Genomic DNA, 24,770 nt, shown 5'->3' with positions numbered 1-24,770 from the left:
AAACAGTTACTTAAGAAATCGCCTAAAAATTAGGCAATTCGGCGAAATTGCCCGAATTAAACGAAAAATTCGGGATGGGGGAAAGTTACCTACAAACTTATCCACAGTTCCGGTGGAGATGTTTTCTCTTGCCAGATAACGGATAAGGTTGCAGCCACAGGCGGGAATCACTTTGGGGCGCAGATGAGCGACGCGATAGACGACAAACCGGCAGACGCACCCTTGACGGGGCATGCGTTGATCCGCAGCTATCTGAACACGTTGGACGGCAGTCCCGGCGTGTACCGGATGCTGGATGCTGAGGGGCGGGTTCTGTATGTCGGCAAGGCGCGGCATCTGAAGAAACGTGTGTCAAACTACGCCAACTCGCGCGGGCATACGGTGCGGATTGCGCGAATGATCCACCAAACCGCCAGCATGATGTTTCTGACCACCAAAACGGAAACCGAAGCGCTGTTGCTGGAACAGAACCTGATCAAGCAGTTGAAACCCTATTACAACGTGCTGCTGCGCGATGACAAAAGCTTCCCTTCGATCCTGCTGGCCAAAACCCACCCTTTTGCGCAGATCAAAAAACACCGTGGCCGCAAGGGCGAGGCCGGCAGCTATTTCGGCCCCTTCGCAAGTGCCGGTGCGGTCAATCGTGTGCTGAACCAGTTGCAAAAGGTGTTCCTGCTGCGCAACTGTTCGGATTCGGTGTTTTCCGGTCGGACGCGGCCCTGTCTGCTGTATCAGATCAAGCGGTGCTCGGGGCCGTGTGTCGGGTTGATCACAGAATCCGGTTACGCCGATCTGGTGCGGGATGCCGAACAGTTTTTGTCCGGCAAATCGACCAAGGTTCAGGGTGAACTGGCAGCCCAAATGCAACAGGCCAGCGATGCGTTGGAGTTTGAACGCGCCGCCGCCCTGCGCGACCGGATCAAGGCGTTGACGCAGGTGCAGCAGGTGCAGGGCATCAACCCGCAAACCGTGGCCGAGGCGGACGTGATTGCCCTGCATATGGAGGGCGGGCAGGCTTGCGTTCAGGTGTTCTTTATCCGCGCCAACCAGAATTGGGGCAACAAGGATTTCTATCCGCGCACCGGCGCAGGGGCCGAGGAACGCGAGGTGCTCGAGGCCTTCCTTGGGCAGTTTTATGACAACAAACAACCGCCACGCCAGATTTTGCTGTCCCACCCGATTGAAAACGACGACCTGATGCAAGAGGTACTAAGCCAGAAGGCCGGTCGCAAGGTAGAACTGATCGTGCCCAAACGCGGCGAAAAGGCCGAACTGGTCGAAGGTGCCGCCCGCAACGCCCGCGAAAGTCTGGCCCGCCGGATGGCGGAAACCGCAACACAGGCGAAACTGTTGAAAGGGCTGGCCGAAGCCTTTGATCTGGACGCAGCCCCCAAAAGGATCGAGGTTTACGACAACTCGCATATTCAGGGCGCCCATGCGGTCGGGGCGATGATTGTGGCGGGGCCTGAGGGCTATATCAAAAGCCAGTACCGCAAGTTCAACATCAAGGATACCGAGCTGACCCCCGGTGATGATTTCGGCATGATGAAAGAGGTGCTGGGCCGCCGGTTCAAACGCCTGTTGAAAGAAGACCCCGATCGCAAAGGCGACAACTGGCCCGACCTGCTGTTGATTGACGGCGGCGCGGGGCAGGTTTCGGCGGTGGCCGAGATCATGCGCGAATACGGGGTGGACGATATTGCGATGGTCGGCGTGGCCAAAGGCGAGGACCGCGATGCGGGCAAAGAGGAATTTTATCGCACCGGCAAACGCCCCTTTGCCCTGCGGCATAATGATCCGGTGCTTTATTTTGTGCAGCGCCTGCGTGACGAAGTGCACCGTTTTGCCATCGGCACCCACCGCGCCAAACGAGCCAAAGCAATGGGTGCAACGCCTCTGGATGGGGTTCCGGGCGTCGGTGCGGCCCGAAAACGCGCCCTTCTGGCACATTTCGGCAGTGCCAAGGCGGTCAGCCGTGCGGGGTTAGAAGATCTTAAGAAAGTTGAGGGAATTTCGCACCGGTTGGCAGAAACACTCTATGACTTCTTCCATGACAAAGGTTGAGCGGTTAAGGATAGCGATATGACATGGAATGTGCCCAATATCCTGACTGTGATCCGCCTGCTGGCGGCGCCCGCTTTGGCGGTGATGTTTCTGTATTTCAACACCCCTTGGGCGGACTGGTTTGCACTGATCTTGTTCGTAACGGCTGCGTTGACGGATTTCGTCGATGGCTATCTGGCACGGGCTTGGAAACAAGAGAGCAAGTTCGGCGCCATGCTGGACCCGATCGCGGATAAGGCGATGGTGTTGATTGCCCTATTGGTGATCATCGGGTTTTCCGGCGTGAAACCGTGGATATTGCTGCCCGCAACCATGATCTTTTTCCGCGAGGTGTTCGTTTCGGGCCTGCGCGAATATCTGGGGGACAAGGCCAGCAAGCTGAAAGTCACCAAACTGGCGAAATGGAAAACCACGGCGCAAATGATTGCCATCGCGGTGCTGTTTTCCCAAGGGATTTTTGCAGATCGCTTTGTGGAACTGACGCAGGCGATGGACCCGCAGATGATTGATGCGATTATAACCGGCCAGCAAGAGGATCTGAATGGATTGCTCTGGGTGCAAAAGGGTGCGAATGCCAGCTATTATGGCGGTATTGCCTTGCTGTGGATCGCGGCGGGTTTGACGCTGATTACCGGCTGGGACTACTTTGTTAAGGCACTGCCGTTTCTAAAGGATGATACGAAATGATTGACGTTCTGTATTTCGCATGGGTGCGTGAACGCATCGGATTGCCGAAAGAACAGGTAGAAACCGGCGCCGCAACAGTGGCTGATCTGGTCGAAGAACTGAAGGCGCGCGAAGAACGCTATGCCGCTGCGTTCGAGGACGTATCGGCCCTGCGGGTGGCCGTGGATCAGGAACTGACAGATTTTGATGCGCCATTGGCCGGTGCGCGCGAAGTGGCGTTTTTCCCGCCGATGACGGGTGGCTGAAAATGACCGTTCGGGTTCAGGAACAAGCGTTTGATCTGGGGGCCGAGGTTCAGGCCTTTGCCCTTGGGCGCGATGATGCCGGGGCAGTGGTCAGTTTTACCGGCATCGTGCGCAACACACCGGATGGCAATCTGGAACGCATGGAGATGGAGCATTACCCCGGCATGACCGAAAATGCCCTGAAAGGGATCGAGGCCGAGGCAATGAAGCGCTGGAACCTGAAGGATTGCCTGATCATCCATCGCTACGGCACCTTGCGGCCCGGTGATCTGATTATGATGGTGGCCACATCATCGCCCCATCGAGGCGACGCGTTCGAGGCAGCAATGTTCCTGATGGATTACCTGAAATCCCGCGCGCCATTCTGGAAGAAAGAATATACCACGGATGGTGCCGAATGGGTTGCCGCCAAGGACGAGGACGAAGATGCGCTGACCAAATGGTAGGCGTTTAGTCCCGATTAACCTTTTCCACATAGGCACGCAGTTCTTCTGCCTCTTGCCGTGCGGCCCGCAAACCGTCCATGGCCGCTGACAATTCCGCTTCGGTCTGGGACAACTGGTTGGTCATTTCCGCTTCGCGTTGTTGCAAATAGGTGATCGCCTGATCGCGGGTTTCCTCGGCTTCGTGCAGGGCCTGGGCCATGTTGTCCAGCTCGCCCAGATCGGCCTGCGAGACACGGGTGAAGCGATGCAACAGCCAATGTGCAAACCAGCCCAGCACAAAGGCCACAAACAGAATGATCGCAATGGCGGTGATAATCTCGGTTCTATTCATTCGGTGTGGTCTCCGCCGCTTCGGGATGGCTGTTGTCTGTATGTGGTTGTTCTACTGCCGGTGCTTCCATCTGTTCAAGGCCCGTTGCCTCTTCTTGCACTTTTTCCGGGACAATCAGAGTGAATTCAATCCGCCGGTTGGCCTCGCGGCCCTCTTCGGTTTTGTTGTCGGCGATGGGAACCGTTTCGCCATAGCCTTTGGCGCGCATACCTGTGGTCAGAACCTTGCGTGCGATCAGCCCTTGCAGCACGGCATCGGCGCGGGCCTGTGACAGGTTCAGGTTCATCACTTCGCGGCCCTGACTGTCCGTGTGGCCTGCAATTTCGATCCGGGGTTTGTTGCAGGTTTTCAGGATGTCCGCGATCCGGTCCACCACGGCTTGACCGGCACTGTCCAGTTCCGCCGACCCCGGCGCAAAGCTGATTTTACGTTCTGACAGTACGTCGTTGATATTATCAACACATTCAGCAGGTTTAAGCAGCCCGGCAACCGGATCCAGTGTTTTTTCGTATTTGACATCGATACCGTAATTCTCGGACGCGCCCAGTTTCTCGGACAACAGCCGAGCAACGTTTGCCCGGGCTTCAGGATTGCCAGTCACCCCGCGCACATCGACAAAGTCTTCCTGCACCACAACGCTACCGTGGTTCAGTTCGGCCAGCGCCTCGAGTGCAGCCAGAACCCGGATCGGCCAGCCGTCGGGCAATTCTTCGTCCAGACGGGTGGCGTCATAAACGACCTTGCTGCCGAAACGGGCGCGGGAATAGCTGTCAACAGCGGCGCGTGTGCGCTCGTTCGTAACGCGCCCGCGCAGTTGCACCTGACCTTCGGGGCTAAGGGTGGCGACGAACTCGGGGGATCCTGCGCCTTCGCCTGTGCCGTCTATCTTTACGGGTTCGGGCAGAACGGCATGAAGCGAAAACACATCGGGCAGGGCTGCTTTCAGCTCGCCCACCACGCGGTCAAATGTGGCCTGCGGGGTGGTGTCCAGCGCAACCAGAGTAACATCGGCATCCGAAAAGGTGATGCTGCCACCGCCAATATCCTTAAGCGCCTTGATACCGCTGACAACGGCGTCGCCCCATGATGTGCTCGGCACGCCCAGCCCGATGGTGCAATCGGTTTTCCCGTTCAGCCCCACATCCAGCGCGGCACTGATAATTTTCGCGTGGGTGTCTGCGCTATCGGCGGAACAGGCATCGAAATGGACGCTATCCCCGTTAATAACAAAGCGGGTAGTAAAGGGCGTAATCACTGGGCGCGGGGCCGTAATTTTCGTGATCAAAGACATGTTATCTGGCGCCTTGCGGGCCAAAGCAGCCTCGATCTTGCGCTTTTCCTCGATACTGCCTGCAATGGCTGTAACAGCAACACCGTATTCGGATATCGAAACCTTGGATTTTGGCAGATCGTGCACGGCATTCAGGCCAAACTTCAAGGCCGCTTCCCACCCTTCGGGGGCCGGATAGTCGCTTGTGTCCAGCATGTCGGTGATTTCGCTGCCTTTGGTCAGCCCCTCGATTGACGACACGATCTCTTCACGGTCCGAGGACGCCGGAATAAGCCCGATCAGTGAAATCCCCTCGTTATTTCGCAGGATCTCGACGCTGAACTTTGGTGGCGCAATTGCGGCGGCGTCCAGCACATCCATGCTGTTGATCACCCGTTCTGCATCTACAATGCTGTTGGCGACAGTCAGAGCCTTGAAGCGTGTGGCTTCGTCCGGTGCAGTGCCGGTCAGCTCTACCCGCAGCCCGTCCACATGCACAGAAACCCATGTTTGGTCCTGCGCAACCAGTGCATTTGTAACATCGGCAAGTGAGCGTTCTTCGATAAAGTCTGCTGCGCGCATGGCACCAAAGGTGCTGGCGGCGCCGGCAATCAGAAAAACGGCAAGGATCGAGAATATTTTGGAAAGGCGCATGTTAACTCGGATTGTCCGGTGAGGTTTTTATCTGTCTAGGCTGCATCTTACAGATGTTCAATCACAGCAATAGCGCAACGGCAAGAAACAGCGCAAAGATTAGGCCTGAATCACGGTTGGCGCGAAACAATCGCAGGCAGATTTGTGGATTGTTTGTATCAAGGATGCGCATTTGCCATGCCAGATGCCAGCCAAAGGCCCATGGCACGGCCAATGCAACCACCATAACCATGGGGTTTTGTTTGTCTGAAAGCGACAGAATCACGGCCGCTGCCAACAAGGTTACGGATAGAATCATAAACCCCGACAGCCATTTCGCCGCCTTGTCGCCAAACAGTCGCGCGGTGGATTTCACACCGATCAGGGCGTCGTCTTCGGTATCCTGAAAGGCATATATCGTGTCGTAAAACAGCGTCCAGGCGATGCCCGCCAGATACAGCAGCACGGCGGGCCAGTGCAGTTGGCCCGCATGGGCCGCCCATGCCAGCAATGCCCCCCAGTTGAACGCCAGTCCAAGGAATACCTGCGGCCACCATGTGAACCGTTTGGCAAAGGGGTAAATCGCCACCAGCGCCAGTGAACTGATGCCCAGCAGGATGGTATAGCGGTTGAATGTCAGCAAAATCGCAAAAGCCACCAGCGATTGCAGCGCCATCCAGACAACCGCGCCTTTCACGCTGACCTGCCCTGACGGGATGGGCCTTGACCGTGTGCGTTCGACCTGGGCGTCGATCTTGCGATCGGTGATGTCGTTCCATGTGCACCCCGCTCCGCGCATCAGCCATGCACCGGCAGCACAGGCGACGATGATCCAGATATCAAACCGCCCGAAATCACCGCCATGCAATGCCGCCAGCAGCACGCCCCACCAGCACGGCAGCAGCAACAGCCATATGCCGATGGGCCTGTCAGCACGGCTCAGGCGCAGATAGGGGCGGGTCCATTCGGGGGCAAGGGTATCAACCCAGTTGCCTTTGACGGCATCGGAAACCTGTCCCTGTTGCTCTGGCAATTCGGATGTGTCGGGCATATGGTTCGGTCCATGAAAGAAGCAAAGATCAGGCTCTGTGTAACGCAGGCATTGGGGGTGGGGCAAACCATTCCTTTGACGCGCGATCAGGCGCATTACCTTTTCGGGGTGATACGGCTGAAACAGGGCGCGCATGTGCTGTTGTTCAACAGTGCGGATGGCGAATTTCTGGCCGAGGTGGTCGAGGCCGGCAAGCGCAAGGGTGCGCTGGAATGCCTTGAGCAAACCCGACCCTTGCAAATGCCGCCCGACCTGTGGCTTCTGTTCGCCCCGATCAAAAAAGCCCGCACGGCGTTTATCGTGGAAAAGGCGACCGAACTGGGCGTGGCGCGGATTTGTCCGGTGCAAACCCGGTTCACCAATGCCGACCGTATCCGGCAGGACCGTTTGCAGGCCCATGCGCTGGAAGCTGCCGAACAATGCGGCGCAACCTATGTGCCCGAAGTTGAGGACATCCGGCGGCTGGATGCCGTGCTGGCCAATTGGCCCGAGGATCGCCAATTGGTATTTTGCGACGAATCCCTTGCGGGGGCGAGGGAAATGTTGGCTGCGCAGGAGGGGCAGAAAAAATGGGCCATCCTGATCGGCCCCGAAGTCGGCTTTAGCAATGAGGAACGCGCACAGCTTTCGGCGCTGCCCTTTGTCACCAAAATCAGCCTTGGCCCGCGCATCCTGCGGGCAGACACGGCGGCGGTGGCGGCGATCACGCTGTGGCAGGCAACTCTGGGGGATTGGTAGTTGAACACCCGACCAATTATCCGCCTGCACCTGTTTTTTGCTCGCGATGTGCCTTGTGCCGTGATCCTGCGGCAAGGTCCAAGCAAGGTGTTTCGGATGATATTATGGAATACCGACAATGACACCTTTGAAGATGGGCAATGGTTGCGCCACAAAGTCTATCCCGAACGCTGTTGCCTTTCTCCTGATGGAAAACATTTTTTGTATTTTGCATTGAACGGGAAACGGGATAGCGAAACCAAAGGGAGCTATACCGCAATCAGCCGACCTCCGTATTTCACAGCACTTGCGCTTTATCCGCAAGGCGACACATGGGGGGCGGTGGGGTGTTTGTGGGAAATGATCTGTATATCGTGAATACCTATCCCGATACAAAGGACATCATCGGTCGCGCCAAGGGTCTGACCCGCGCTTTCCAGATAGAGCCAACCCGCCAGGTCGCAACGGGTATCGTTCTGGCAGACGGAAGCCGCGCGCCGCTTTCCCGTGAATTGCGCCTACGGATACTGGAAGGGGACGATTGGCACTCGCCGCTGGATCGTTATGACACACAGGGCGGCGCGCTTTATCGTCGAAAAGGGATGGAACTATCCCTCATTAGGGATTTTACCGATATGTCTTTTGAACCCATACGCGCCCCGTATGACACCCAAAGTGACAAGGCAGAATTGAACCAGTGGCATCCGCTTGATCGGGAGGAAGGAAAAGGATGAGTGGTTTCATCCGCCCCGAATCCCGCGCGTTTTTCTGGCGTTGGCGCGAAGTGCTTGTGGCGCTGGCGGTGTTTCTGTGGGGGCTGTGGCTGGGCCTGACGTCTTATGGGTTGATCGCCGGTTTCGGCTGGTTTGTTGTGGCATTCGGTGCGGTGGGCCTGTTTGCCGGCTGGCAAAGGGCGCGGTTTCGTATTGGCGATGGTGGTGCCGGTGTGGTGCAGGTGGATGAACGGCAGATAATCTATTTTGGCCCACACGATGGCGGGGCCGTGTCAATCGAGGGGCTGATCCGCGTTGAACTGATCCCCGCTGAATCCGGCACGCATCACTGGCTGTTGGTCGAGCTGGGCCAGACCCCGCTGTCGATTCCCACCGATGCCGAACATTCCGAAGACCTGTTTGATGCCTTCAGCGTGCTGAACGGCTTTGCCACGCAAAAGATGCTGAACGCGCTGAATGCGCGCCCAGCTCAACCTGTCGTGATATGGCAAAAACGCACAGCCCATCTGCATTGACATCCCGCGCGTTTGGCTCCAACTCTGGCCTTGTAAAATAGCGAACAGAGCGAGGCCCAGAAACATGTCCATCCCCCAATCCGGCGGCAGCGCCCCGATCGAAAACCATGCCGATCTGGCACAGTATATGGCCGATGGCTGCAAGCCAAAGGACGATTGGCGCATCGGCACCGAGCACGAAAAGTTCGGCTATTGCAAAGACACGCACAAACCGCTGCCCTACGAGGGTGCCCATTCGATCAAGGCGATTCTGGAAGGGCTGCGGGCGCAATTTGGCTGGAACCCGATCTATGAGGGCGAAAATATTATTGGCCTGACCAAGGACGGGGCCAATATTAGCCTTGAACCGGGCGGGCAGTTGGAACTGTCGGGCGCGCCACTGTGCACCATCCACCAGACCTGCGACGAGGTTAACGTGCATCTGCGCGAGGTCCAGTCCGTAGCCGATGGCGCGGGCGTGCGGTTTTTGGGGCTGGGGGCGGCGCCGATCTGGAAACACGAGGACATGCCGATGATGCCCAAGGGGCGCTATGCCCTGATGACGCCCTATATGGAAAAGGTTGGCACCCACGGCACGCAGATGATGTATCGCACCTGTACGGTTCAGGTGAACCTTGATTTCGGGTCCGAAGCCGACATGGTGCAGAAGTTTCGCGTGGCATTGGCGCTGCAACCCGTGGCCACCGCACTGTTTGCCAATTCACCGTTTTTCGAGGGTAAGCCGAACGGCTATAAAAGCTGGCGTTCGCGTATCTGGCGCGATCTGGATGCCTCGCGCACCGGCATGCTGCCTTTTGTGTTCGAGGATGGCATGGGGTTTGAACGCTATGTCGAATATGCGCTGGATGTGCCGATGTATTTTGTCTATCGCGATGGCGAATATATCAATGCGCTGGGTATGTCGTTTCGTGATTTCCTGAAAGGGGAACTGCCCGCATTGCCGGGTGAAAAACCCACCATGTCGGATTGGGCGGACCATCTGACCACCCTGTTCCCCGAGGCGCGGATCAAGCAATATATGGAAATGCGCGGCGCTGATGGTGGCCCGTGGCGACGCCTGTGTGCCCTGCCGGCCTTTTGGACCGGCCTGATGTATGATCAGGGAGCATTGGATGCAGCATGGGATCTGGTCAAGCACTGGGACGCCGAAACCCGCGAGGAATGGCGCGTGGCGGCCTCCAAAGACGCGCTTCAGGCCAAGGTTGGCGGGCGCGTAATGCAGGATCTGGCCCGCGAGGTTCTGGCGATTTCCGAAGCGGGATTAAAGGCCCGCGCCAAACCCGGTGCAGGCGGCATGGTTCTGGACGAACGCCATTTCCTGAACGCGCTGATCGACAGCGTGGAAGAGGGCAAGGTGCCAGCGGACGAGTTGCTGGAGAAGTATTATGGCGAGTGGGGTGGCGATTTGAGCCGGATTTATGGCGAGTATAATTACTGACAGCGCTCTACTCATCGCTTCCTTGCGGGCGCTCTTCGTTTACAGCGAAGAAAGCCGCAAGGCTTGATGAGCATGTGTCAAACCGCCCCGTACATCTCTTTCATCTGGCGATAGGTCAGCAGTTTGCGGTTCTTTTCGTCCCACAGCTGTAGCTTAACACAAGACAGGCTTTCGCGGATTGTCAGGCGCTGGGCTTCGTTCAGAACTGGGAAATCGCGCAGCACTTCTTTTAGCCGGTAAAACGGGATGCGGGCATACATGTGATGCACATGGTGAATGCCGATATAGCCGGTCAGCCATTGCAGCGGCTCGGGCAGAACGTAATGCGAGCTTCCGTGCAGGGCGGCGTCATGCAGGTTCCAGTTTTCGTCGCGATCCCAATAGGTGTCTTCGAACTGGTGCTGCACATAAAACAACCAAACGCCAATCGTTGCGCCCATCACGGTGCTGGGCAGGAAGATCAGCAGTAGCGGCATCCAGCCACCAAAATAGACGATGATGGCCAGCAGGACCAATATGGCGGCATTGGTGCCAAGGGCGCTGAACCAGTATTTCGCACCGGATTTCATCAAGCCCATTGGTAAACGGTTGGTCAGCAGGAAAACATAGCTGGGGCCGATCAGGAACAGGATAACGGGGTTGCGATAGAAACGGTATTTGAACCGCCCCCAGCGTGATAGCGCCTTATACTCATCTACGGTAATGGTATCGATATCGCCCAGTTCGCGCCGGTCCAGATTGCCCGAAGTCGAATGATGGATGTTATGCGCCCGTTTCCAGACATCATAGGGCGTAACCGTAAACACCCCCAGCACACGCCCGACCCAGTCGCCTGTAATCCGGTTTTTGAAATAGGAACTGTGCCCGCAATCATGCTGGATGATGAACAGTCGCACCACGAAAAACCCGTTCAGCAGGGATAATGCGAATGTCAGCCAATAGCTGTAGGAAAGCGACCACCATGCCAGCGCCCAAAGGGCGATGAAGGGGCCGGCCGTCGCCGTTAGCTCCAAAAGGCTGCGAAACAGCTTTGGATCACGGTATTTTGCCAGATGGCGCACCCACTCGCGTGTGGTTTCGGGTTCGGTCGGTGCCATATGTGGCGAATTCGGGTTGTTCATGAAAGTGCCTGATAAGTGTCGTTCCCGCTTGGATATAGGGAATATCGCGCTGCACAACATGTATTTTGGGAAATAGGACAGATTGCCCTAGGCTGCGCTGTTTTTGTTGCCTATTTTGGGTTCGGTTCCGGCCTTGATCCGTTTGATGTTGGCCCCGTGGCGGATAAAGATCAAAAGGGTCAGGGCCATTCCCAGGAACAAAGGCTCCAGATTCCCCAGAATGATCATCCAGAACGGTGAAAATGCGGCTGCGGCGAGCGCCGCGAGCGACGATATCCGAAAAGTCAGCGCAAAAAACAGCCATGTGGCACAAGCGGCCAGACCCAGCGGCCAGTAAAGCGCCAGCAGGATACCCAGAAAGGTGGCCACCCCTTTGCCGCCGCGAAAGCCCAGCCAGACGGGGAACAGATGGCCCAGAAACGCCGCCAGCCCAGCGATTTGCGCAGCATCCTCGCCGATGAATGCGCGGGCCAGCAGCACTGCAACCGCGCCTTTGCCTGCATCGAAAAGCAGTGTCAGCGCAGCGGCCTTTTTGTTGCCCGTGCGCAGAACATTGGTCGCCCCGATATTGCCCGAGCCGATTTCGCGCAGATTGCCCAGCCCCATCACTTTGGCCAGAACCATGCCAAAGGGGATCGACCCCAGCACATATCCCAACACGCCCGCAAGGATCAGCATCTGCATACTGCTGGTGATTTCCGGCATGGGTTATCCTTTTCTGTATATTTCTTTGCCGCCAACATAGGTCGCAAGCACTTTGCCCTGCATCCGCTGTTCGTCAAATGGGGTATTCTTCGATTTTGACTGTAGCTTGAAACGGTCCATCACAAAAGGCGCATCCGGATCGAACAGCACCAGATCGGCAGGCGCACCTTCAGCCAGCCGACCGCCCTCTAGTCCCAGCCGTTTTGCAGGGTTCAGCGACAGTGCGCGCCAAAGGGTCGGCAGGTCCATATCGCCCGCGTGATACAGGCGCATCGCGGCAGGCAACAGGGTTTCCAGCGCAACGGCGCCGGATGCGGCCTCTTCATAAGGCAGGCGTTTGCTTTCTTCGTCCTGCGGGGTGTGCATCGAGGATATGATGTCGATCAACCCGCTGGCCACGGCGGCGACCAGCGCCTTGCGGTCGTCCTCGCTGCGCAGGGGCGGTTTAACCTTAAAGAAGGTGCGATAGTTGCCCACGTCCAACTCGTTCAGGGTCAGGTGGTGGATGCTGGCCCCAGCGGTCACGTCCAGCCCCGCCGCCTTGGCGCGTTCCAGCGCGGGCAGGGCGGCGGCGGTGGACAGGTTGTCGGCGTGATAGGCGGCATTGGTCATTTCCACCAAGGCCAGATCGCGTTCCAGCCCCATACGTTCGGCCGTGGGTGATACTGCGGGCAGACCGCGCAAGGAGGCAAATTTGCCGCTGGTTACAGCCGCGCCTTTGGACATCACGGGGTCTTGGGGGTGGGCAATCACCAGCGCGTTCAGGCTGCGGGCATAGGTCAGGCAGCGGGCGAACACCTTGGTATCTGTCACCACACGGTCGCAATCGGTAAAGGCGGCGGCACCGGCATCCTTCAGGAATCCCACCTCGACCATCTCGCGCCCTTTGCGGCCTTTGGTCAGGGCGGCCATCGGGATCATGCGAACTTGGGATGCTTCGCGCGCGCGGCGGGCAACGAATTCCAGAACCTCGGGGCTGTCGATGGCGGGCATGGTATCGGGGCGGGTGACAACGGTCGTCACCCCGCCTGCCGCCGCGGCCAGTCCGGCGGTGCGATAGCTTTCCTTGTGCCGCTCGCCCGGCTCGCACACCTTCACGCCAATATCGACAATGCCCGGCGCAAGGCATTTGCAACCACAATCCACCACATCGCCACGCGGGGCTGTGTTGATACCGGTGATCACGCCATCCTCTATCGTCAGGCTGCCGATGGTATCGGTGCCTGTTTCGGGGTCAATCAGGCGGGCGTTTGTAAAGGTCAATGTCATGGCTTGTTTCTCTGCAGGTCGCGGAGCAGGCCATAGACTTTTAGTCCGTCCGGGACACGTTCAAAACCGATCTTGTGCCGGTAGCTTCCGTTCTTGCGCCGTTTCCATTCTTCGGCGAAATAGACCGTCGGCATGTCCGTTTTCTCCAGCTCCAGCGGCATATCGCCTGTGATCGGATAGGATTTCAACTTGCGCCCCAGCAGCGGCAGATCGGTGGCGATAAAGGCGTGTTTGTTGGTCAGTGTATACCATGTATGGCGGCGACGGTATGGCCCCCAGAACACGGGGGACAAGGCCAGCAGTATACCAATGGTAAAATGCAATAGACCGAACATCCAGAAACTGCCACCGGTTGCGGCGGCACCAATCATCCAGAACAAGGCAAAACCGGCAAACAATGCGCCAAAAGCCATCTTCGGGATCTGCCGTGCACCAATGTGGACGCTGCCATCGGGCACCCCTTGCCAGACGATTTTTTCGTCCTGCTCAAAGATACCTTCCCAACCGGTCGGGATTGTCATGCCATCCCCCTGTCGCGCGCCGTTAGGATGGCATTCACGGTGCCTTCGGGGTCGGCCAGATATTTCAGCATGTATTTGTCACCGGTGTGGGTGATCACCTGCACAGCAGAAAACAGGCTGCGCACGGTTTTGATGCTGGCCAGAGGGATTGACCGCTCGGACGGGCCGATCAGATGGGTATCGGTCAGGGTCCAGACCACGCCCATTGCTTCCGAGGCGACATAGAACCAGCGAATAATGATGGCAAACGCCGCCCCGACAATGCCGGTCCACGGGTAGGGGTTTCCGATGGCCCACAGAACACCATACATACCAATGGCCCCGATCAGGAAGAGCACCACGTGCTCGCGGTTATAGGTGCGTCGGTCGGCGGGAATGGTCAGGATAATGCGTTCGTTTACGTCAGGCTTGTTCACACCATTACTCCTTGTGACGTATCTTTCGCCCGCAAATTCCGTGCCAGCAAATCCATTGCCGCCATGCGCACCGCCACGCCCATTTCCACCTGTTCCTGAATGACCGAGCGGTTGATGTCATCGGCCAGTGTGCCGTCAATTTCAACGCCCCTGTTCATCGGGCCGGGATGCATCACGATGGCGTCCTCTTTGGCATGGGACAGTTTGTCGGCATCCAGTCCGAAGCGGTGGTAATATTCGCGGCTTGAGGGGATAAACCCGCCGTCCATCCGTTCCTTTTGCAGGCGCAGCATCATCACCACATCCACATTATCCAGCCCTTCGCGCATGTCGTCAAACACCTCGATCCCGAATTCGGCAATGCCTGCGGGCATCAAAGTGGGTGGGCCGATCAGACGGATGCGGTTTTCCATTTTCCCCAGCAGCATGATGTTGCTGCGCGCTACGCGGCTGTGGGAGATGTCGCCGCAAATGGCGATGCTCAGCCGGTGCAACCGCCCCTTGGCGCGCCGTATTGTCAGGGCGTCCAGCAGGGCTTGCGTTGGATGTTCATGGGTGCCGTCACCGGCGTTCAGAACCGCGCAATTCACCTTTTGCGCCAGCAGGTCCACGGCCCCCGAATGCGGGTGGCGGACCACCAGCAGATCGGGGTGCATGGCGTTCAGGGTCAGGGCGGTATCAATCAGGGTTTCGCCCTTTTTGATGCTGCTGGCCTGCATTGCCATATTCATCACATCCGCGCCCAGCCGTTTACCGGCGATTTCAAAAGACGCCTGCGTGCGGGTGGAGTTTTCAAAGAACATGTTGATTTGCGTCAGCCCGGCCAAAGTATCGGAATGTTTCACCTGACGGCGATTCAGATCGACATATTGATCTGCCAAATCCAGAATCGTGGTTATTTCATAGGGCTTTAGGTGTTCAATTCCAAGGAGGTGTCTGTGGTCAAAACTCATGGGCGTCTGTCCTTGTTTTCCTGCTTATAGAAAAGCCGCGGGTTTGCGGCAAGGCATTTACCTTGGGCGCAAAGGGGCCTACCTTGGGCCTCATGGATTCTGCAATGGAATATTACGCCGCAAAGGCCGCGCTGGAATGGCAGGTTGAACTGGGCGCGGACGAGGCGATCGAGGATGAACCGCTGAACCGGTACGAACTGGTTGCCGAAGCCCCCAAGCCCAAATCCGCCCCTGTTGCCAAAGCTGCACCTGCGGCTCCGAAACCGGTTAAGGTGGATACGGTGGCTGTGGCAAAACAGGCGGCTGCGGGGGCGGCGGATTTGCCCGCACTTCAGGCCGCACTGGCAGCGTTCGAGCATTGCGAATTGAAGCGCGGCGCGCGCAACCTTGTGTTTTCGGACGGCAATCCGCAATCGCGGGTGATGATCATCGGCGAAGCCCCGGGTCGTGACGAGGATCGCGAGGGGCGGCCGTTTGTGGGGCGTGCAGGGCAGTTGCTGGATAAGATGCTGGCGGCGATCGACCTTGATCGTGCCGGACCCGATCCGGCGTCCAGCGTTTATATCACCAATATCCTGCCGTGGCGTCCGCCGCAAAACCGCGACCCGTCGCCCGAAGAAATCGCCATGCTGCGCCCCTTTGTCGAGCGGCATATCGAACTGGTCGCACCCGATGTGATCGTGCTGATGGGGAATATTTCCTGCCTTGCAATGTTGGGCCGCAAGGGGATCACACGGATGCGCGGCAACTGGGACACGGTGATGGATCGGCCCGCGCTGCCAATGTTCCATCCGGCCTATCTGTTGCGCAGCCCCCATGCCAAACGCGAGGCCTGGGCGGATTTGCTGGTGCTGAAGGCAAAATTGGCAGAGGGTTAATTTCCCTTTTCTTGATCTGGCGCATGACACGCAATGACAAAATTGGCTAATGAAACTATCCAAGAGAGCGGCTCATCAAGCCTGACGGCTTTCTTCGCGACAATCGAAGAGCGCCCGTTCAGGGAGCGATGAGTGCGCTACAGAAAAACAGGAAAAGTGAAACCATGTCGAACGAAAAAGAATTCATCCCCGTCCGCATCGCCGTTTTGACGGTTTCGGACACGCGCAAGATCGAGGACGACAAATCCGGCAAAACGCTGGTTGACCGGATTGAAGGGGCGGGCCACATCGTGGCTGATCGCAAAATCCTCCGCGATGAACGCGAACAGATTTCCGATCAGTTGCGCGAATGGTGTGCAAATAAAGACGTGGATGTGGTGATTTCCACCGGTGGCACCGGCCTGACAGGCCGCGATGTAACGGTCGAGGCCCACAGGGATGTGTATGAAAAGGAAATGGATGCCTTTTCCACCCTGTTCACCATGATTTCATTCCCCAAGGTGGGCATGTCTGCCGTTCAATCGCGCGCCTGTGGCGGTGTGGCCAACGGCACCTATCTGTTTGCCCTGCCCGGCAGTCCCGGCGCTTGCAAGGACGCATGGGACGAAATCCTGTCGGTGCAACTGGATTACCGCCACGGCCCTTGTAATTTCGTCGAGATTTTCCCGCGGCTGGAGGAACACAAACGCCGGAAATAACAAACGTATAGTTCACATATCCAAGGAGAATACGGTCATGATCCGTAACTTTTTCAAAGTTGTAGCTGTCGTAACAAGTGCCCTTTTACCCGTCGCCGGTATGGCGGCAGATTGCGTCGAGGATGCCGGGGATATGGTGACATTGCGCTATGGGGGGCAACCGATTCAGGTCGGGGTGATCGAATCCTATACCGCGCTGATTGCGCCGCGTGATCTGACAAATTCAAAGGGCGTGCGCCTGAATGATGTTGCCGCTGTGTTGCAGCAGGACCGTGCCAATGTGCACAAGACCGGCACACTGGATCGCGACGGAGATTTCTCGGATCAGTATGATGGCTACTTTGCCTCGCTTAAACAGCGCAGCCAGTTCGGGTCGGCACGGTATTATACCGCTTGCTATATGACATCGGCTGACAATGAGGATCTGAAATCGGCCATTGTCAATGCGCGGGTCCGGGGGGTGCTTTGGGTTGTGGTATTTCGCCACCCGAAGGGTGGTTTGGGGATTTACCTGTCTGAAGTGAACTGATCATCCCCTTCGCGGGTGTGGTAACTGCTGTTGATGCCGCCTATATTGGGAACTGACCGCGATCCAGAGGGAAGTTTTCAGATGCGATTCTTGCGACGCAGCCTTGTTGGCCTGTTCCTGCTGTCTTTGACAGTGGGGATGTTGGCGTGGGCAGGCAATTCTGTTTATTCCGCCTTGCAGGACAAATGGGCACAGGAAAGCAAGGCACAGCCGCGGCGTGAACGGGTGTTCTCGGTCAATGTGCTGACTGCGAAAGCGGGCGATGTGGTGCCGGAAATGACCGCCTTTGGCGAAATTCGCAGCCAGCGGGTGCTGGATTTGCGCGCCACAGCGGCGGGCCGGATCGTGGAACTGGCCGACGGCTTTGTCGAAGGCGGAACGGTGAAATCCGGTGATCTACTGTTGCGGATTGACCCCGAAAACGCACGTTCCGCGCTGGAACGCGCCAAGGGCGATCTGGTCGAGGCCGAAGCCGAGCTACAAGAAGCCGAAGCGGCACTGGTTCTAGCCCGTGACGAGGTTGCCTCAGCCGAGGAACAGGCCCGGCTTCGCCTTCAGGCGTTGACCCGTCAAAAGAACCTGCGCGAACGTGGTGTTGGCACCGATGCGGCGGTCGAGGCATCGGAACTGGCCGAGGCCGTGGCCCGTCAGGCGGTGCTATCGCGCCGGCAGGCATTGCAGCAGGCACAGGCTCGCCTGACCCGCGCCAAAACCCGCCTGACACGGCAAAAGGTCAATCTGGCCGAGGCTGAACGGCGCTTGGCCGATACCGAGATTTACGCAGGGTTTGACGGCACATTGGACAGTGTGACGGCCGTGCAGGGCGGGGTTGTGACCCTGAACGAACGGTTGGCGCAGCTGGTGGATCCGAACGCGCTGGAAGTGTCTTTCCGCCTGTCCACCAGCCAATATGCGCGGCTGTTGGATGACGACGGCAAACTGATCAAGGCGCCGGTTTTGGTGGTTTTGAAATCATCCGGTGCGGATATGGTGGCGCAGGGCCGCATCAGCCGTGAAAGCGCGGCGGTGGGCGAGGGGCTGACCGGTCGCTTGCTGTTTGCCACGCTGGATGCGGCGCAGGGGTTTCGGCCCGGCGATTTTGTAACCGTGAAGGTCAAGGAACCTGTGTTGCGCGATGTGGTTATGTTGCCTGCGTCTGCAGTGGATTCCGGCGGTAATGTGTTGCTGATCGGTGAAGGTGACCGGTTGGAGCAGGTCACTGTGACGGTTCTGCGCAAGCAGGGCGATGATGTGATCGTGCGCGGGCCTAAAATTGTCGGGCGCGATGTGGTGGCGGAACGATCGCCGCTGCTGGGTGCCGGAATCAAGGTCAAGGTAGTACGCCCCGGTGAGACGCAAGAGGATGCCGCGCTGCTGGAATTGTCCGAGGAACGTCGCGCCGCCTTGATTGCCTTTGTCAAAGGCAATGCCCAGATGCCCGAAGACGCCAAGGCCAAGGTTCTGGCGCAACTGGCCAAGGACAAGGTGCCAGCACAAACCGTGCAACGGATCGAAGCAAAGATGGGGGGCTAGGGCATGTCTGTCACTGGCGCCTCGAAGGGGATCCTGTCCTATTTCACCCGCCACAGCACGGCGGCCAATCTGCTGTTGGTGGTGTTGCTGGCGTTGGGGCTGGCGGCCCTGCCGCGGATGCGGGCACAGTTTTTTCCCGATGTGGTGATTGACGAAGTGACCGTCAGCGTTGCCTGGCAGGGCGCCGGAGCCGAGGATGTGGATTCCGCCATTGTGCAGGTGCTGGAGCCAGTTTTGCTGTCGGTCGAGGGTGTGACTTCGTCAAACAGCACATCGCGCGAAGGTGTGGGGATTGTTGCCCTCGAATTCGAGCCGGGCTGGGATATGGCCCGCGCCACGGACGAGGTGCAGGCGGCGGTGGATGCGGTAACCACCTTGCCCGATCAGGCGGATGATCCGAACGTGCGGCGCGGCGCGTGGCGGGATCGCGTGACAGATGTGGTGATCACCGGCCCTGTGGCGGTGGACCAGTTGGGGCGCTTTGCCGATGAATTTGTCACACGCCTGTTCAATCGCGGGGTGACGCGGGCCACCATTCGCGGGGTGGCATCGCCGGAAACGGTGGTCGAGATCACCTCTGAAGCGTTGATCCGCCACGATGTCACCATGCAGGAAATTTCCCGCGCGATTGCCGAGGAAGCCGCCGCCGACCCGGCAGGTGAAGTCGCCGGTGCCAATGCACGGGTGCGTACGGGGGTGGCCAAACGCAGTGCCGATCAGATCGCGGCGATTGTATTGCGCAGTAATGCGGATGGGTCCACCCTGACGGTGGGCGATGTGGCACGGGTGCTGGTGGCGGGTGTGGATCGTGACCGCGCCTATTTCGTCGGGGATGATCCGGCAATTTCGGTGCGGGTGGATCGCTCGGCGCGGGGCGATGCAATTGATATTCAGGGCAAGGTGGAGCAGGTCGCGGAAAAGATGCTGCTGACCCTGCCACCCGAGGTTAAAATCGACCTGATCCGCACGCGGGCCGAGATGATTTCAAGCCGCCTGAATATCCTGCTGGAAAACGGGCTGATGGGGCTGGGACTGGTGGTTCTGCTGCTGTTTTTGTTCCTGAACGCCCGCACGGCGTTTTGGGTTGCAGCGGGGATTCCGGCCTCAATGCTGGCGGCGATTGCGATGATGTATATGGCGGGGATCACCATCAACATGATTTCGCTGTTCGCGCTGATCATCACGCTGGGCATCGTGGTGGACGACGCCATTGTGGTTGGCGAACACGCTGATTTCAGGGCGCGGGAGTTGGGCGAACCACCCATTGAGGCCGCTGAAAACGCTGCCCGCCGGATGGCCGCACCGGTGTTTTCGTCCACCATCACCACGGTGATTGCATTCTTTAGCCTGATTGTGGTGGGCGGCACGATGGGCAACCTGATTGCCGATATTCCGTTCACCGTGTCAGTGGTGCTGATTGCGTCCCTGATCGAATGTTTCCTGATCCTGCCAAATCATATGGCGCATGCCTTGGCCCACACCGACAAGAGACATTGGTACGACCTACCCAGCCGTATTTTCAACCGCGGGTTTGGCTGGGTGCGCGATGTGGTTTTCCGCCGCCTGATGGCACTGGTGATCTGGGCGCGCTATCCGGTGCTGGCGGGGATTGTGCTGCTGTTGTCGGTCTATGTCGGCCATTTCCTTAGGGGCGATGTGACATGGCGGTTCTTCAACGCGCCGGAACGCTCCTCGGTCACGGGTAACTTTGCGATGAGCGAGGGCGCCACCCGCGAAGAAACACTGGCCATGATGCGCGAGATGCAGCGGGCCACGAATGAACTGGCCGCAAAATACGAGCAGGATTACGGGCTGAACCCGCTGGATTATGTGGTGGCCGAAATTGGCGGCAACACCGGCCATCCGATTGCCAGCGCGCGCAACAAGGACAAGATGCTGCTTGGCTCGATTGCGATCGAGTTGATCGACCCCGATCTGCGCCCCTATTCATCCTTCCAGTTTGTCGGCGATCTGCAGGATGTGGTGCGCCAGCATCCGATGGCCGAAACCGTCAGTTTCCGTGGCTGGCGTTCCGGCCCGTCGGGCGATGCTTTGGCGGTGGATATTTATGGCGCGGATGCCTCTACGCTCAAGGCCGCGGCCGAGGCACTGAAAACCGCGCTTTCGCAATATGGCGAGGTTTCGGGACTGGAAGATTCGCTGGCCTATGACAAGGCCGAGCTAGTGCTGGACCTGACCCCGCAAGGGCAGGCGCTGGGCTTTACCATTGACGGTTTGGGGCGGGTGTTGCGCAACCGGTTGAACGGGATCGAGGCGGCGACCTACCCCGACGGGGCGCGCTCGGCGGAAATTCGGGTCGAGCTGCCGGACGGGGAAAAGACCGCCGATTTTCTGGACCGGATGCAGTTGCGCACCAAGGCGGGGCAATATGTGCCGCTGTCTGATATCGTATCGGTGACCAGCAAGACCGGCTTTTCCACGGTTCAGCGGGAAAACGGTATCCGGCTGGTATCGGTGAATGGCGATATTTCCGAGGATGATCCGGCGCGTGCCGCCGAGATTATGAAAGAGCTGCGCGATGTGATCATGCCCGACATCGCCAGCCGGTTTGGTATTGAGTGGAAAGCGGCAGGCCAGTCCGAGGACGAGCGCGAATTCCTGTCGGATGCGCTGGTTGGCTTTGGCCTGTGCCTGATCGGGATATTCCTGACGCTGGCGTGGATTTTCTCCAGCTGGACACGGCCGATGGTGGTGATGGCAATCATTCCGTTCGGCTTTGTCGGCACAATCTACGGCCATATGGCGTGGGATGTGCCACTGTCGATGTTTACGGTTGTGGGTATGATCGGCATGACGGGGATCATTATTAATGATGCGATTGTGCTGATTTCCACGGTCGACGAATATGCCCGTGAGCGCGGGCTGGTGCCTGCGATTATTGACGCCACCGCCGACCGGTTGCGGCCGGTGTTGTTAACTACGCTGACCACGGTTCTGGGGTTGGCTCCGCTGTTGTTCGAGAAATCCTCGCAGGCGCAATTCCTGAAACCGACGGTGATCACGCTGGTTTACGGGCTGGGGTTCGGATTGGTGCTGGTGCTGTTGCTGGTGCCGGCATTGCTGGCCATGCAGCAAGATTTCGGGCGCCAATTGCGGGCGCTGCGCCGGGCGGCGCGGCGCTGCCGTGGCTTTGGTAACGGGTGCTGTGGCACTGGCGATGGCGGGGCTGTTCGCGGCAACGCTGGGGGCGGTGATCTGGAACGGATCCTTGCCGAAAGCGCTGGCAATGGGCAGCGGATCAATGGCCGAGGCCTTCGGGCTGTTTGTCGCGGGATCAGCTGCACTGGCGCTGCTGGCCTATGTGCTGGGTGTTGTGGCGTTCGGATTGCGGCGGCGTGTGCGCTAACCCGTGCAGCCCTGAATATCCACGGCACGTTTTGACCCCATCACGGTGATCCTGATTTTCGAGCGGTCCAGCATGAAGGGTGCATTCGACGGCGGCACCATTTCGGTGATTGCTGTCAGGGTATTGCCACTGCGTACGCTGCTGGCCTCGGCCACCCAGATGTTTTGATCCGGTGCCTCGATCACAGTCACCTCGTTCGCGCCGGTCGAAGGCATGGTGATGGTCGCGGTCACGCGCAACCCGTCGGAAATGGGTTCAATCGCGCAGGTCGCTCTGCGCACACCAGCCTTTGCAGCGGACATGGGTTGTTTGGCCAAGGCGGCACGTATGACCGGATCGGCTTTGGTCATGTCTGCCGACAAGGTGGCACTGAAACTGGTGCTGTAGGGCACACAGATGTCATTACAGACCCCCAGATCGACGCGGCCCATCAGGGTTAGTGGCTGGCCGGGTTTGGCGGGGGTGAATTCAACCGGAACGATGACTTCGTTATGATAAACGATGGTGCGCATACCATTGGTGTTTGTGACCTCGGGGCGGGGCCAGTGAAATTGCACGCTGCGGATGTTGCTGGAACCGGACCAGTCGAATTGCGGCGGGATGCCGCCATCACCGGGCGCCCGCCAATAGGTTTTCCAGCCCGGTTTCATCTGGATCTTCAGCGCGGCCATATGCGTGCCGGTTGTGGTGCGCCAGCCGGGCAGAACGGTTAGCTTCAACACATCTTTGGGGACACTGCCGGATTGGGCGGCGGCAAGGGCGGGGGCGATCAGCAGTAGGCTGCACAATATAAGGATTCGTTTTATCATAACGCGAACATAGGTATGATTTTCGCCAAGGGAAGTCACAATCGGGCGAGGGATGCCGTTATCGCCCCTTGCACATGTGCCTGCGCTGCCCCATTTTGATGGTATGGATATGCCTGAAAATACCGTGAACCTGTGTGGCAAGCTGTTGATCGCCATGCCCGGAATGGGCGATCCGCGCTTTGAAAAAAGCGTGGTTTATATGTGTGCCCATTCGGATGACGGCGCGATGGGGTTGATCATCAACAAACCCACACCCGAGGTGACTTTTCCGAAATTGTTGGAGCAACTTTCGATTGATGGCGCAAAGGGTGCGCCGGACACGCGGATTTATTTTGGCGGACCGGTGGAGCTGGGGCGCGGGTTTGTGTTGCATTCCGGTGATTACCATCTGGACGATCTGACCCTGACGGTGGATGACCGCTTTGGCATGACTGCCACGCGCGATGTGCTGATGGACATGGTGGCGGGCAAGGGGCCAGATACGGCATTGTTGGCGCTGGGTTATTCCGGTTGGGGCGCAGGGCAGCTTGAGGATGAGCTGCAGCAAAACGGCTGGCTGACCTGTGATGCGACACCCGAAGTGGTGTTCGATGTGCCGGATGCCGACAAATGGGTAGCGGCGCTGAAACTGCTGGGGATTGACCCGTTCATGCTGTCGGCAACGGCGGGGCGGGCGTAGCTGAAATCTTGCAAAGATTTCAGAACGTTTTCTTTGAAAGAAAACGGGACGGGGTGCCTTGTTTTCAAGGCCGGTTTGGCGGTTGAAAGCAGAAGCCTCCGGCGGAGGTATTTTTAGCAAGAAGAAGTCAAGAACGGGGTGCGGCGGCGCGTTTCAGGCGGTCGCTGATGGCGATGCCAAGGCCTTTGTTCGGGATCGGCGCCACAGCGATGGGCGCGCCTTTTGCGTCCAATGCGTGCAGGTGGGTGAACAGATTGGCCGCCGCCTCGACCAGATCTCCGGTGGGCGAGAGGTTCAGATCGGCATGATCATCCGGTCCGAAGCCCAGTTTGAGTTCCCCCGCTTTTTTGCTGCCTGCGTTCAGGCGCAAGGTCGCAGTCGGGGCATAATGCGATGACAGCTGGCCGGGGGCGTTGGGTGTTTCGTTCGGTTGGTGTGTCTTTAGTGGGGCGCCAAGACAGGCTTCGATTGCCTCGACAGGCAAGCCGCCAGGGCGCAGCAGGACCGGCGCGGGATCAAAGCCGACTATAGTGCTTTCAAGGCCAACCGCGCAGGGACCGGCGTCAAGGATGGCGTTGATTTTGCCGGACAGGCCTTCGGCCACATGTTTGGCCGTGGTGGGGCTGATTTTCCCCGACGGGTTGGCCGAGGGTGCGGCAACGGGGCCGTTGAAGGTGGCAAGCAGGTGCCGGGCGGTTTCACTGTCGGGCAGGCGCAGGCCGATGGTGGACAGGCCGGCGGTGACCAGCGGCGAAACATCCGCCTCGGGGCGCAGGGGCAGAACCAGCGTTAGCGGGCCGGGCCAGAAGGCGCTGGCAAGGCGCAGGGCGGTATCGTCAAACACCGCAATCCCTTGGGCCATTTCCAGCGTGGCCACATGCACGATCAGCGGGTTGAAGGATGGTCGCCCCTTGGCCTGATAAATCCGCGCTACCGCCTGTCCGTTACAGGCATCCGCGCCCAGCCCGTAAACCGTTTCCGTAGGAAAGGCGACAAGCCCGCCGTCACGCAGCACAGCAGCGGCACGTTTGGTGCCGGTTTCATCGGCATTCAGCATTTCGGTTTTGATCTGTTCCACGGTCTGACGCTGCGTTCTGGTTGATAGGTGGGCAACTTCGGTTAGGTTGCCCGCATTACTGCTGACATATCCAAGCCGTTTCT

The 24,770-nt window shown here is 58.4% G+C and carries 25 protein-coding genes; 14 read left to right on the top strand and 11 right to left on the bottom strand.

The window, feature by feature from the left end; genetic code table 11:
* Window positions 1-183: 183 nt before the first annotated feature.
* From uvrC to ACQY4M_RS12205, 4 genes are read left to right on the top strand one after another with little or no spacing between them, the layout of a single operon-like run.
* Window positions 184-2,064 (top strand): excinuclease ABC subunit UvrC, encoded by a 1,881-nt coding sequence (gene uvrC, locus ACQY4M_RS12220; RefSeq protein ID WP_428544325.1) that lies wholly within the window; start codon window positions 184-186, stop codon window positions 2,062-2,064.
* Window positions 2,065-2,082: 18 nt separating this feature from the next.
* Window positions 2,083-2,751 carry a CDP-diacylglycerol--glycerol-3-phosphate 3-phosphatidyltransferase gene (pgsA, locus tag ACQY4M_RS12215; protein WP_428544322.1) on the top strand — a complete coding sequence of 223 codons (669 nt, stop codon included), beginning with the start codon at window positions 2,083-2,085 and terminating at the stop codon, window positions 2,749-2,751.
* A complete protein-coding gene (gene moaD, locus ACQY4M_RS12210) occupies window positions 2,751-2,996 on the top strand; it encodes a molybdopterin converting factor subunit 1 (protein WP_428544522.1) in 246 nt (81 codons plus the stop codon). Before pgsA ends, moaD begins: the two co-directional genes overlap by 1 nt.
* Before the next feature lie 2 nt (window positions 2,997-2,998).
* Window positions 2,999-3,442: a molybdenum cofactor biosynthesis protein MoaE gene (locus tag ACQY4M_RS12205; RefSeq protein WP_428544319.1), complete on the top strand. Its 444-nt coding sequence runs from the start codon at window positions 2,999-3,001 to the stop codon at window positions 3,440-3,442.
* Between the two features lie 4 nt (window positions 3,443-3,446).
* Here the strand turns inward: ACQY4M_RS12205 and ACQY4M_RS12200 are convergent, their stop codons facing one another.
* From ACQY4M_RS12200 to ubiA, 3 genes are all read right to left on the bottom strand, one after another.
* A complete protein-coding gene (locus ACQY4M_RS12200; RefSeq protein WP_428544316.1) occupies window positions 3,447-3,773 on the bottom strand; it encodes a hypothetical protein in 327 nt (108 codons plus the stop codon).
* Window positions 3,766-5,697 (bottom strand): OmpA family protein, encoded by a 1,932-nt coding sequence (locus ACQY4M_RS12195; RefSeq protein ID WP_428544313.1) that lies wholly within the window; start codon window positions 5,695-5,697, stop codon window positions 3,766-3,768. Before ACQY4M_RS12195 ends, ACQY4M_RS12200 begins: the two co-directional genes overlap by 8 nt.
* Window positions 5,698-5,758: 61 nt before the next feature.
* The gene (ubiA, locus tag ACQY4M_RS12190) at window positions 5,759-6,727 is read right to left on the bottom strand and encodes a 4-hydroxybenzoate octaprenyltransferase (RefSeq protein ID WP_428544310.1); all 969 of its coding nucleotides are present in this window, start codon (window positions 6,725-6,727) and stop codon (window positions 5,759-5,761) included.
* A 12-nt stretch (window positions 6,728-6,739) separates the two neighbouring features.
* Here ubiA and ACQY4M_RS12185 point away from each other — a divergent pair, with 12 nt between their 5' ends.
* The 4 genes from ACQY4M_RS12185 (at window position 6,740) to ACQY4M_RS12170 (ending at window position 10,131) form a co-directional block, all read left to right on the top strand.
* Window positions 6,740-7,465 (top strand): 16S rRNA (uracil(1498)-N(3))-methyltransferase, encoded by a 726-nt coding sequence (locus ACQY4M_RS12185; protein WP_428544307.1) that lies wholly within the window; start codon window positions 6,740-6,742, stop codon window positions 7,463-7,465.
* A gap of 326 nt (window positions 7,466-7,791) precedes the next feature.
* A complete protein-coding gene (locus ACQY4M_RS12180; RefSeq protein WP_428544304.1) occupies window positions 7,792-8,178 on the top strand; it encodes a hypothetical protein in 387 nt (128 codons plus the stop codon).
* Window positions 8,175-8,693 (top strand): hypothetical protein, encoded by a 519-nt coding sequence (locus ACQY4M_RS12175; RefSeq protein WP_428544301.1) that lies wholly within the window; start codon window positions 8,175-8,177, stop codon window positions 8,691-8,693. Before ACQY4M_RS12180 ends, ACQY4M_RS12175 begins: the two co-directional genes overlap by 4 nt.
* Window positions 8,694-8,757: 64 nt before the next feature.
* Window positions 8,758-10,131 carry a glutamate--cysteine ligase gene (locus tag ACQY4M_RS12170; protein WP_428544298.1) on the top strand — a complete coding sequence of 458 codons (1,374 nt, stop codon included), beginning with the start codon at window positions 8,758-8,760 and terminating at the stop codon, window positions 10,129-10,131.
* 77 nt (window positions 10,132-10,208) lie between these two features.
* On the opposite strand, the gene ACQY4M_RS12165 is transcribed toward ACQY4M_RS12170, so the two are convergent.
* The 6 genes from ACQY4M_RS12165 to ACQY4M_RS12140 all read right to left on the bottom strand — a co-directional run bounded on the left by ACQY4M_RS12165 (window position 10,209) and on the right by ACQY4M_RS12140 (window position 15,116).
* Complete coding sequence (locus ACQY4M_RS12165; RefSeq protein ID WP_428544295.1) at window positions 10,209-11,252, bottom strand: fatty acid desaturase; 1,044 nt, start codon at window positions 11,250-11,252, stop codon at window positions 10,209-10,211.
* A gap of 87 nt (window positions 11,253-11,339) precedes the next feature.
* Window positions 11,340-11,957, bottom strand: coding sequence for a glycerol-3-phosphate 1-O-acyltransferase PlsY (plsY, locus tag ACQY4M_RS12160; RefSeq protein WP_428544292.1), 618 nt, complete (start codon window positions 11,955-11,957; stop codon window positions 11,340-11,342).
* Window positions 11,958-11,960: 3 nt separating this feature from the next.
* The gene (gene pyrC, locus ACQY4M_RS12155) at window positions 11,961-13,226 is read right to left on the bottom strand and encodes a dihydroorotase (RefSeq protein WP_428544289.1); all 1,266 of its coding nucleotides are present in this window, start codon (window positions 13,224-13,226) and stop codon (window positions 11,961-11,963) included.
* On the bottom strand, window positions 13,223-13,747 hold the full coding sequence (locus ACQY4M_RS12150) for an aspartate carbamoyltransferase catalytic subunit (protein ID WP_428544286.1): 525 nt from the start codon (window positions 13,745-13,747) through the stop codon (window positions 13,223-13,225). Before ACQY4M_RS12150 ends, pyrC begins: the two co-directional genes overlap by 4 nt.
* On the bottom strand, window positions 13,744-14,163 hold the full coding sequence (locus ACQY4M_RS12145; protein ID WP_428544283.1) for a hypothetical protein: 420 nt from the start codon (window positions 14,161-14,163) through the stop codon (window positions 13,744-13,746). Before ACQY4M_RS12145 ends, ACQY4M_RS12150 begins: the two co-directional genes overlap by 4 nt.
* Window positions 14,160-15,116, bottom strand: coding sequence for an aspartate carbamoyltransferase catalytic subunit (locus ACQY4M_RS12140; protein ID WP_428544280.1), 957 nt, complete (start codon window positions 15,114-15,116; stop codon window positions 14,160-14,162). Before ACQY4M_RS12140 ends, ACQY4M_RS12145 begins: the two co-directional genes overlap by 4 nt.
* A gap of 92 nt (window positions 15,117-15,208) precedes the next feature.
* Between ACQY4M_RS12140 and ACQY4M_RS12135 the strand changes: the two genes are divergently transcribed.
* The 5 genes from ACQY4M_RS12135 (at window position 15,209) to ACQY4M_RS12115 (ending at window position 22,156) form a co-directional block, all read left to right on the top strand.
* Window positions 15,209-15,994: a uracil-DNA glycosylase gene (locus ACQY4M_RS12135; protein ID WP_428544519.1), complete on the top strand. Its 786-nt coding sequence runs from the start codon at window positions 15,209-15,211 to the stop codon at window positions 15,992-15,994.
* Between the two features lie 164 nt (window positions 15,995-16,158).
* Window positions 16,159-16,692, top strand: a complete 534-nt coding sequence (moaB, locus tag ACQY4M_RS12130; RefSeq protein ID WP_428544278.1) for a molybdenum cofactor biosynthesis protein B — start codon at window positions 16,159-16,161, stop codon at window positions 16,690-16,692.
* A 37-nt stretch (window positions 16,693-16,729) separates the two neighbouring features.
* Window positions 16,730-17,221 (top strand): hypothetical protein, encoded by a 492-nt coding sequence (locus ACQY4M_RS12125; protein ID WP_428544275.1) that lies wholly within the window; start codon window positions 16,730-16,732, stop codon window positions 17,219-17,221.
* A gap of 81 nt (window positions 17,222-17,302) precedes the next feature.
* Window positions 17,303-18,754 (top strand): efflux RND transporter periplasmic adaptor subunit, encoded by a 1,452-nt coding sequence (locus tag ACQY4M_RS12120; protein ID WP_428544272.1) that lies wholly within the window; start codon window positions 17,303-17,305, stop codon window positions 18,752-18,754.
* Window positions 18,755-18,757: 3 nt separating this feature from the next.
* Entirely contained in the window at window positions 18,758-22,156 is a 3,399-nt protein-coding gene (locus ACQY4M_RS12115; protein WP_428544269.1) for an efflux RND transporter permease subunit, read from the top strand.
* Here ACQY4M_RS12115 and ACQY4M_RS12110 read toward each other — a convergent pair.
* Complete coding sequence (locus tag ACQY4M_RS12110) at window positions 22,118-22,909, bottom strand: protein-disulfide reductase DsbD domain-containing protein (protein WP_428544266.1); 792 nt, start codon at window positions 22,907-22,909, stop codon at window positions 22,118-22,120. The two genes, ACQY4M_RS12115 and ACQY4M_RS12110, sit on opposite strands and share 39 nt — an antisense overlap.
* 130 nt (window positions 22,910-23,039) lie before the next feature.
* On the opposite strand from ACQY4M_RS12110, the gene ACQY4M_RS12105 reads away from it, so the two are divergent.
* Window positions 23,040-23,609, top strand: coding sequence for a YqgE/AlgH family protein (locus tag ACQY4M_RS12105; RefSeq protein WP_428544263.1), 570 nt, complete (start codon window positions 23,040-23,042; stop codon window positions 23,607-23,609).
* A gap of 127 nt (window positions 23,610-23,736) precedes the next feature.
* On the opposite strand, the gene ACQY4M_RS12100 is transcribed toward ACQY4M_RS12105, so the two are convergent.
* The gene (locus tag ACQY4M_RS12100; RefSeq protein ID WP_428544516.1) at window positions 23,737-24,666 is read right to left on the bottom strand and encodes an L-threonylcarbamoyladenylate synthase; all 930 of its coding nucleotides are present in this window, start codon (window positions 24,664-24,666) and stop codon (window positions 23,737-23,739) included.
* Window positions 24,667-24,770 lie beyond the last annotated feature (104 nt).

The sequence above is a fragment of the Profundibacter sp. genome (genome assembly GCF_965277155.1).
Classification (GTDB): Bacteria; Pseudomonadota; Alphaproteobacteria; order Rhodobacterales; family Rhodobacteraceae; genus Profundibacter.
The sequence above is the reverse complement of the archived record's forward strand: the minus strand, read 5'-3'. Positions and strand labels throughout refer to the sequence as shown.